This is a genomic window from uncultured Campylobacter sp., from assembly GCF_938040115.1.
Classification (GTDB): domain Bacteria; phylum Campylobacterota; class Campylobacteria; order Campylobacterales; family Campylobacteraceae; genus Campylobacter_A.
Map to the genome: position 1 here is coordinate 1 of NZ_CALHXD010000304.1, position 8,414 is coordinate 8,414.

At 39.3% G+C, this 8,414-nt stretch carries 7 protein-coding genes and 1 pseudogene; 3 read left to right on the forward strand and 5 right to left on the reverse strand.

Translation table 11 applies throughout. The annotated features are described in order from the left end of the window. The 3 genes from galU to Q0314_RS10340 form a co-directional block, all read left to right on the forward strand. Positions 1-793 (forward strand): UTP--glucose-1-phosphate uridylyltransferase GalU (galU, locus tag Q0314_RS10330; RefSeq protein WP_298058759.1); only part of this gene is annotated, 793 nt, incomplete at its 5' end. Continuing rightward, a complete protein-coding gene (locus Q0314_RS10335) occupies positions 780-2,015 on the forward strand; it encodes a glucose-6-phosphate isomerase (protein ID WP_298058761.1) in 1,236 nt (411 codons plus the stop codon). The genes galU and Q0314_RS10335, both read left to right, overlap by 14 nt. A gap of 774 nt (positions 2,016-2,789) precedes the next feature. Further along, entirely contained in the window at positions 2,790-3,227 is a 438-nt protein-coding gene (locus Q0314_RS10340) for a DNA starvation/stationary phase protection protein (protein ID WP_002949626.1), read from the forward strand. A 1,087-nt stretch (positions 3,228-4,314) separates the two neighbouring features. Here Q0314_RS10340 and Q0314_RS10345 read toward each other — a convergent pair. The 5 genes and pseudogenes from Q0314_RS10345 to Q0314_RS10365 form a co-directional block, all read right to left on the reverse strand. Continuing rightward, positions 4,315-5,505: a major outer membrane protein gene (locus Q0314_RS10345; protein WP_298058763.1), complete on the reverse strand. Its 1,191-nt coding sequence runs from the start codon at positions 5,503-5,505 to the stop codon at positions 4,315-4,317. Between the two features lie 178 nt (positions 5,506-5,683). After that, positions 5,684-6,247 (reverse strand): cytochrome c, encoded by a 564-nt coding sequence (locus Q0314_RS10350; RefSeq protein ID WP_298058765.1) that lies wholly within the window; start codon positions 6,245-6,247, stop codon positions 5,684-5,686. A gap of 81 nt (positions 6,248-6,328) precedes the next feature. After that, the gene (locus Q0314_RS10355; RefSeq protein ID WP_298058767.1) at positions 6,329-7,516 is read right to left on the reverse strand and encodes a porin; all 1,188 of its coding nucleotides are present in this window, start codon (positions 7,514-7,516) and stop codon (positions 6,329-6,331) included. Between the two features lie 304 nt (positions 7,517-7,820). Next, positions 7,821-8,144, reverse strand: coding sequence for a hypothetical protein (locus Q0314_RS10360; RefSeq protein ID WP_298058769.1), 324 nt, complete (start codon positions 8,142-8,144; stop codon positions 7,821-7,823). Positions 8,145-8,274: 130 nt separating this feature from the next. Beyond that, positions 8,275-8,414: pseudogene (locus tag Q0314_RS10365) on the reverse strand (hydrogenase-4 component G); the annotation flags it as partial.

Below are 8,414 nucleotides of genomic sequence, written 5' to 3' on the forward strand. Positions count from 1 at the left end.
GAGATTTTTGCCCGCGACCAAATCGCTACCAAAAGAGATGCTACCGATCCTAACCAAGCCGCTCATTCACTACGGCGTGGACGAGGCGCTGGAGGCCGGCATGAAAAACATGGCATTTATCACCGGTCGCGGCAAACGTGCGCTGGAGGATTATTTTGATATCAGCTACGAGCTCGAGCATCAGATCTCAGGCACGAACAAAGAGCACCTGCTCGTCGATATCCGCGAACTGATGGCGCGCTGCACGTTTTCATTCACGCGCCAAGAGAGCATGAGGGGCCTAGGCAACGCTATCCACACGGGCAAAGTCCTCGTACGCGATGAGCCATTTGGCGTGGTGCTAGCAGATGATCTGTGCATCAACGAAGAGGGCGAAGGCGTGCTATCTCAAATGGTAAAAATCTACGAAAAATACCGCTGCAGCGTCGTCGCCGTCATGGAAGTGCCGATCGAGCAGAGCAAAAACTACGGCATCGTCACGGGCCGCGCGATCGAGGACGATCTGCTGATGGTGAGCGACATGGTCGAAAAACCAGATCCAAAGGAAGCCCCAAGTAACCTAGCCGTCATCGGCCGCTATATCCTCACGCCTGATATTTTCACGATCCTAGAGCGCACCAAACCCGGCAAAAACGGCGAAGTGCAAATCACCGACGCGCTAAAAGAGCAGGCCAAAGACGGCATGGTGCTAGCGTATAAATTTAAAGGCAAGCGCTTTGACTGCGGTAGCGTCGATGGCTTCGTGCAGGCGACTAATTTCTTCTACGAGCTAGGCAAAAATGCTAAAAAATGAGCTATTTTTCGAAAAAACGCCGCTAAGCGCGATCGGCTCCTACGCCAAGCGTATGAACGACGAACTAAAAGGCGGCGAGATCGGCTACTATCACCTGCCTGAAATCGGCGCAAATTTACTAAGCGAAATCGCCGAGTTTGAAACGACGCTCACGCACGTAAAAAGCGTCGTGCTAGTAGGCATCGGCGGTAGCAGCCTGGGCGTCAAGGCGCTAAAAACGATGCTTTCAAGCGCTAAAAGGAGCCGCGAGCGTGAGCTTTATTTTCTTGATAACGTAGACGCATTTAGCTTTGAAAGCGTTTGCGAAAGCATCAAATTTAACGAGACGCTTTTTATCATCTCGTCAAAATCGGGCACCACGATCGAGACGATCACTCTGTTTAAGTGCATTTTGGAGCGCTTTAAGCCCTCAAATTTGAGCCAAAATTTTATCGTCATAACAGACCCCGCCTCGCCGCTAGAGACCTACGCCAAGCAAAACGGCATCAAATTTTTTAATATACCTAAAAACGTCGGCGGTAGATTTAGCGTGCTTAGCGCGATCGGTCTGGTACCGCTGATGCTGTGCGGATACGACGCGGCGGCGCTGCTAGAGGGCGCGCGGGCGTGTAAAAAGCGTTTTTTAGAAGACGACGACGATACGCTGCTACAAAAAGCCTACCACTACGCGACTCACAAAAACGCCAAGATCAACGTGATATTTAGCTACGGCGATAGGTTTTTGGAGTTTAACGACTGGTACGTGCAGCTGTGGGCGGAGAGCCTGGGCAAGAAAAAGGGCTACAAACGCTACGGACTCACGCCCGTCGGACTCATCGGCTCGCGCGATCAGCACAGCTTTTTGCAGCTCATCATGGACGGCGTGAAGGATAAAACGGTAAGCTTCATCAAGGTAGCCGCCGCGGACGCAAACACGGCGATACCGAGCATTAGCCTAAACGGCCTTGAGGGCTGCGACTTCGTAAACGGGCTAAATTTGGGTGAGCTAATCAACGCCCAGTGTAGCGCCACCATGCATGCGCTCGTGCAAGAAGGCATCAGCGTGGACGTCATCGAGCTTGAGCGACTAGACGAGGCGAGCGCGGGATTTTTGATTTATTATTTCGAGCTTCTCACGTCGGCTACGGGCATAATGCTAGGCATAAACACCTACGATCAGCCGGGCGTTGAAGTAGGCAAACGCATACTAAAAACGATGCTAACGGCAGGCAAGCAAGACTAAAGTGCGGCTCTATAGAGTGTAAATTTGACGCGAATTTTGCTTTGTAAAATTACAACGTTAGCTCACGTAAATTTTTAGCCTACAAGATTGTGTTTGCAGTATCGCTAGTAATTTTGGATTTAAATTTGCACAGTTTTGTTTTAGCAAATTTGAGGCAGAAATTTAATGCGTATCCGTCAGTGTTGGCGAACAAAGTAATAAGCCGCCTCGCGACACGACTTTTTTATTTGCTTTTATTTACAGTGCTGCAACGACTCTAACTATAAAATTTGCGTAACATTATACCGCTTTTAGCACCTTATAAGGTTAGTGAACGGGCGTATTTTGCAATAAATTTTTACCTCGCCTGCTTACCTACGCCAGTAAGTATATCGGAGAGACGGCTTTAACACAAACACGTAGTTAGTCGAATTTGTCTGTAAAATTCTAAAATTTTACTTATCAAAATGGTATTCAACAAACGCAATTGTAAGCAAATTTAGGCTTTCGCCATGTATCATCTTATGATTTTCAAACCCACGCTATCTAGTTACAAAATTTACATTCTTACATACTCTAAATTTAATGTATGAATTCTCAGAAGAATTAATTTTGCCTGATCAAAAGTTAAACTTGTTTTTTATACCGGATAGCAATGCTTGTCTATATCCAGCAAAACAGTATAAGCAAATTCCAAAATTTACTCACAAATAATAATTTTTGTTATTTGCAAATTATTTTTCTTTAAGTTTTATATGCTATAATTTCATCATAAATCAAATCAAAGGAGACAAAATGTCAAAAGTTGTTACCCAGTTAAATCAGATTCAGGCCGACGCTCATGCGTTATTCGTTAAATTTCACGACTATCACTGGTATGTAAAAGGCATTCAGTTCTTTAGCGTTCACGAATACACCGAAAAAGCTTATGAAGATATGGCGGAGATATTCGACGACGTCGCTGAGCGTGCTATACAACTAGGCGGTAGAGCTATCACCAAAATAGAAGAGCTAAACAAGCTAGCTCATCCAAAAACAGATAACAAAGATAGCTACACTCCGACCGAGGTTTTAAAAGGCGTTTTGGCTGAGTACGAGCACTTGCTGGGCGAATTTAAAAAGCTAGAAGAAGTAGCTGAAGAAGCAAAAGACAGCACGACCGTAACTATGGCGCAAGATCAAATCGCAAAATATGAAAAAGCTATCTGGATGCTAAAGGCTACTTTGGCTTAATTTTTGGGGCGCAAGCCCCTTTTTCTATTCTTTTTTCTTTCAAATTTTAATTTCTACAAAATATCAACTTAGTTATCTTTAACATTTTCAAAACAAGCAAAAACTTAATATAAACATAAATAGCATTGAGTTGCAATGAGAACTATATTTTTAAAAAGTAACGAGCGTAGCGAAGTTAAAAATAAGCATATGGTTCGTTCCAGAATTTCAGAGACGAAATTTAGAGAATTTTATAATATTTTTCATTTAGTACAGAAGATACTAAAATAGCAGAATTTACTAAAATCTTAGAAAAAAGAATCGATAAAATAACTAAAAACATCAGAATTTTTATTATCAAAAAAGTGCGAGCTCTTGAAGAGCAACGAGCGTAGCGAAGCTAAAATAAGTAATTTTAGTCACAAGATAGAGATTGACTATAGCTATTTAAAAGCAAGAAAGGTAGGGGTAAATAAAACACATGTATTCGGAAAGCCAAAGCATGACGGCAAGATCTATACCCAAATAATTAAAAACTACTCTACAAATGAACTAATACCGATACTATAATTTATTGAGACCATTGGAAAAGCCTATGATGGTTAGGTTGATTAGCGAGCAAAGATTCATTGTAGAGTAAAATATTCAAAGAATGAACTAGCCTGCTATTTTGCAAGAAGCCAACAGTAAAACCACATAAAAGGTCGAGAAAATTTTTGGGATTATGTTAGGATTGTCTAAATTAAAAGAATCTTCTCTAAAGCGAGCAACACCATAGCGACTACAGGAAGGCTAAGAGAAAGAGAGTTTTTGCTTCATTAAAAGAGCGTAAATTTGGGCTCAATAACAGTAAAAATACAAAAACTTTCTATCATATTTTACCAAAGATGACAAGAGAGAATCCTCCTTATCTTGAGCCTAAAATTAGTTTATCATATAATGCAGTGATTTGGATGTTTTATTTGGGTGTTTGGGCTTGCAAATTTTATCAAATACTTTCTAGATAACTTTAAAAGTCAAGTAAGGATTTGTGCCTTATTTTTTGAAAAGTATAACATAAAGACCTATAGAAAGGAGATATCTCGGGATAAACCCGAGATATTTAAAATTAGAATGTGTATTTAGCTTGGAATCTTAGCTGTTTAGTTTTATCTTTTGAGTCATCTTGGTGCTTGTTAATCTCATACGCATAGAAGCTTGAGAACTGAAGTTTAGCACTATAGTCATAAGTTAGTCTTGCTACATACTCTTGATATTTCTCTTTATCGCCTGAAGCAAGTTTAACTTTACCATTAGAATAATCGCCACCGACTCTAAATTTCTCAGCAAAAGTGTATCCTGCTTTCAAGAACCAGAAGTTAGCTTTACCTTCAAGAGCAGTATAATCAAGAGCAGATTTTATCTCACCTACATCTATAAATGAACCTTGATCCTCTAGGCTTACAAAACCTTTTTCTTTGTCATGAACTTTATATCCGATATAACCAGCAGCTACATCAGCGCCAAATACTTTTGTACCAAGTTCACCTGCATAGAAATCCGTATCTTTAAAGTTTACGCCAACATTATTGTCTATATCAGCATGTGCATATTGAACTTGAGCACCGATATTTACATCATCAGTAATATTAAGACTAAAGTTTACGTCACCTATGATGAGGTTAACAGAATCAACCAAAGATGCATACCATAGTTGGAAGCTTACCGGATCATAAGAGCCGATAGCAGCTACCGCATATAGGTTGTTATTAAAGATACCAGGGGCATTAGTGTAAATAGCGCCATCGCTCTCGCCGTTATTTTCTAATGCATCAAAAGCAAATGCAGTTAGAGTCAAGCCTGTAATATCTCTATTTTCAACTCTGACGCCAGTGCCTACAGCATCATCAGTAAAGAATGAACCTATAGTTTGCTTACCTGCTGTTATTGTAGTGTTACCTACGTTATATCCAAGGTAAAATTCTTTTACGTTAAATGGACTTGTTGTATCTGTTCTGTCGTTGCGTCCATCTGCATTAAAAGCAGAGCTGTCGTTGGAATTATATCTAAGTGTTAAAACACCAAAGAAATTATCATCTAAAGCAGCTTTAAAAGAAAATTCTGATTTAAATTGGTGATGTGCAGTCGTATTATCTTTTACACCGTTAGCTTTCTTAACTGTAACGTTATTATATCTATATCTTGCATATCCAGAAAGATCTACATTTTTGATCGCCTCTTCAAGCGGCGTAGCACTCGCTACAGTTGAAAAAGCACCTAGTGCAACCAAAGCAGCTAATGAAATTTTAGCAATTTTCATTATTTTCTCCTCAAATAAAATTTAATATTGTAGAATCTTAACATAATCTAGCCTTTAATAAGCTTAAAAATTTTATATTTCTTTGGAATATTACCGAGCGTTTACTAAAATATACTATAGGGATTTAAAATTTGAAATATTTTTAACATGCCGAGCCAAATCGACCCGGCAAATTGGATTATTTTAAGTAGCTTCCTTGAGTAGGAGTAGTAGAGACGTCAGAGTTTTCCTGTTCGCTTCCCTTGTATTGCAAAGCATCTTTGCCCTTTAAAAAGGCAATAATTGCCCCAAGGTCGCTATATTTTGTTTTGGCGGCAACGGTTTTCATTAGATTTCTCATATTTCCGCCATAGTCAGAATCGTTTAGATAACCAGAAAAAGCAGCCTCTATATCCTCTGCACTTACTTTAGTTAACTTTTTGGATGTGCCATAAGCTCTTTTATTCCCATCTTCACCGTGACAAGAAGCGCAATTTTTAGCATACAGTTCGCGACCTTTTTCCACACTATACCTTCTTTTGGTATCTACGCCGATATTTAAAAACTTGCCGCCACCATCAGTCTCAGGAGCTTTTTCATAAACGTTTATACTTATATTTTCGTCTTTAGAATATTTTTCTACCAAACTTTTTAGCTCTTTTGCAAATTCACCCTTTGCCTCAAATATATAACTCGGCTCGTCTGCAGCATTTAAAGAAAAAGTCAAAAGACATGCTAAAAGCGAAAAATGCATAAATTTCATAAAAAACCTTTTTGATAAATTTAAAAATCCCAAGCAAGGGAAATTTTGCTTGGGATTATAGCATAAAACTAGCTTTTTTGATTAGAAGCTATATTTGGCTTCGAATCTTATGCGGTCGTGTTTATTTTTATGATCTCCGTCTTTTTCTTTAGCTGCTGCATAGAATGTAGAGAAATTAAGTTTTTTGCTGTAAGCATAGCTACCGCCGACGTTCCACTCGTCTCTATCAACTCTCTTATTATATCTATAGCTATAGCCCTTACCGTCTATGTAGTTAGCATACAAGCCAAACTCGTTAAATTTATATGACGCTCCGACAAACCAATAGTCGTTTTTGTCTTTGATATTGTTGTAGTACTGAGCGCTACCGTTCATGACCGAGTTAAGTAGTTTGCCTGGGTTGATTAGTTTGCCGTTATCTTCAACAGTTACGAAAGATTTTTTATCGTCTTTAGCCTTATAGTAGATATAACCTGCATTTAAACCGACTCCGGCAAATCCTACATCACCTTTAGCTGCGAAGAAATTTGCATCACCAAAGTTATTGTCGTCTGACTCATTGTGAACATATTGTGCTTGTAAGCCTAGTTTTACTGCATCTAGATCAAATTTCAAAGCCGCATCAGCTGCAAATAAATTTGCGGTATCCTCAAGATATGCCCACCAAGCTTTAAAGTTTACAGGATCATAGCTTCCCATTGCACCCACGCCATAGTAGTTAAGGCTTTTTGATCCTGCTAGGCCTGATAGTAGTCGACCGTCATAGTCAATGCTATCTGTTTCAAGTGCGTCAAAAGCAACACCAACCAAAGTAAGACCTGATATATCAGTGTTTTGTACTCTTAAACCAGTTCCTACCAAATCATCGTCAAAATATGTTTTAACAAATTGTTTGCCAGCTGTTATTGTAGTATTGTTTATGTTGTAGCCAAGATAAAATTCTCTTACACCAAATGAGCTTGTAGTATTGGTGGTATCGCCATTAAATCCGGAACCGTCACTTGCTGCGTATCTTAGACCCAAAACACCAAAGAAGTTATCGTCAAGAGCAGCCTTAAAAGTACCTACGAATCTGAAGTTATGATTTGCATTATTTTTGTTGAATGCGCCTGGCATACCATTCCAGCGGACTTTATTGTGAGTATATCTATATCTTGCAAATCCAGAAAAATCTACATCTTTAATAGCTTCTTCAAGCGGAGTAGCATTTAAAGTAGAGAAAGCGCCTAGCGCAACCAAAGCAGCTAAAGAAATTTTAGCGAGTTTCATAAGTTCTCCTTTATAAAAGTTTTATAGGCATAATTTTAGCACAAAATCGGTCGTGGTAAGCTTAATGCAAAAATTTAACATAAATAATCATAAAACACTAATATATCAAGCTGTTACAAGGCTATTTTTGATACTTAATATTATTAAAATAAGAATACTACCAACAAAGCTTAAATATGAAAGCTTAATTTCAAGGATTTTTGCGAGATAAAAAGATAAAAAAGGGGACGCACATCCCCTTCTTAAAAGGAGTTCTAACTTTGATTGCTTGTAAGAATTATAAAATATTTCGGTAAATCAACGGCTAATCAAAGCTGATATTTTCACTTTTCGGAACTTCGATTAGAATTTTTTTGTTACTTTCTTGCTGTTGTGGGCTTTTTGCAGGACTTGTACTTTTAAATTTCGGCGTTTTATTTACTTTATGCATAACGTGGTGCGCTCCGCTTTTTATGAGTAGCATCTCGGTGACTAGTCCGCCTGAAACGCTAGCATAGACGGTATCTCCGCTAGAAAAGTAAAATTTATCCGCACAGTACTTGCCGCTAGGCAGTTTGCCGTTTGAAGTGTCGATTGATTTTATATCATAGCAGTATTTGCCGCCGTCGTAGGTTACGCTTGATATCACGCCACGCAATGAGCCTCTAACGGGCGCAGGTTTTTGAATAACTGGTTTTTGGACGACTTTTGGTGGCGGTTTTTGCTCAAAAAAAGCACAGCCGCTAAAAACCAGCAAAATGGCGGCTAAATTTAAAAACTTAAGCCTGAACACTAAGGACGTTCCCGCCGAGTTCGGCTATTCTTTTATCTACGGCTTGCGTCGCTTTTTCTATCGTTTTTTGCGAAATTTCAGGCAGTTTACCACCCCAAATTTTCTCAGCCTCTTTAAAGCCCCTTA

Bases quoted from the DNA above. Each gene is read 5' to 3' on its own strand.
- Q0314_RS10340 (WP_002949626.1), top strand. From the start codon at position 2,790: ATGTCAAAAGTTGTTACCCAGTTAAATCAGATTCAGGCCGACGCTCAT.
- Q0314_RS10355 (WP_298058767.1), bottom strand. From the start codon at position 7,516: ATGAAACTCGCTAAAATTTCTTTAGCTGCTTTGGTTGCGCTAGGCGCT.
- Q0314_RS10335 (WP_298058761.1), top strand. From the start codon at position 780: ATGCTAAAAAATGAGCTATTTTTCGAAAAAACGCCGCTAAGCGCGATC.
- Q0314_RS10345 (WP_298058763.1), bottom strand. From the start codon at position 5,505: ATGAAAATTGCTAAAATTTCATTAGCTGCTTTGGTTGCACTAGGTGCT.
- Q0314_RS10350 (WP_298058765.1), bottom strand. From the start codon at position 6,247: ATGAAATTTATGCATTTTTCGCTTTTAGCATGTCTTTTGACTTTTTCT.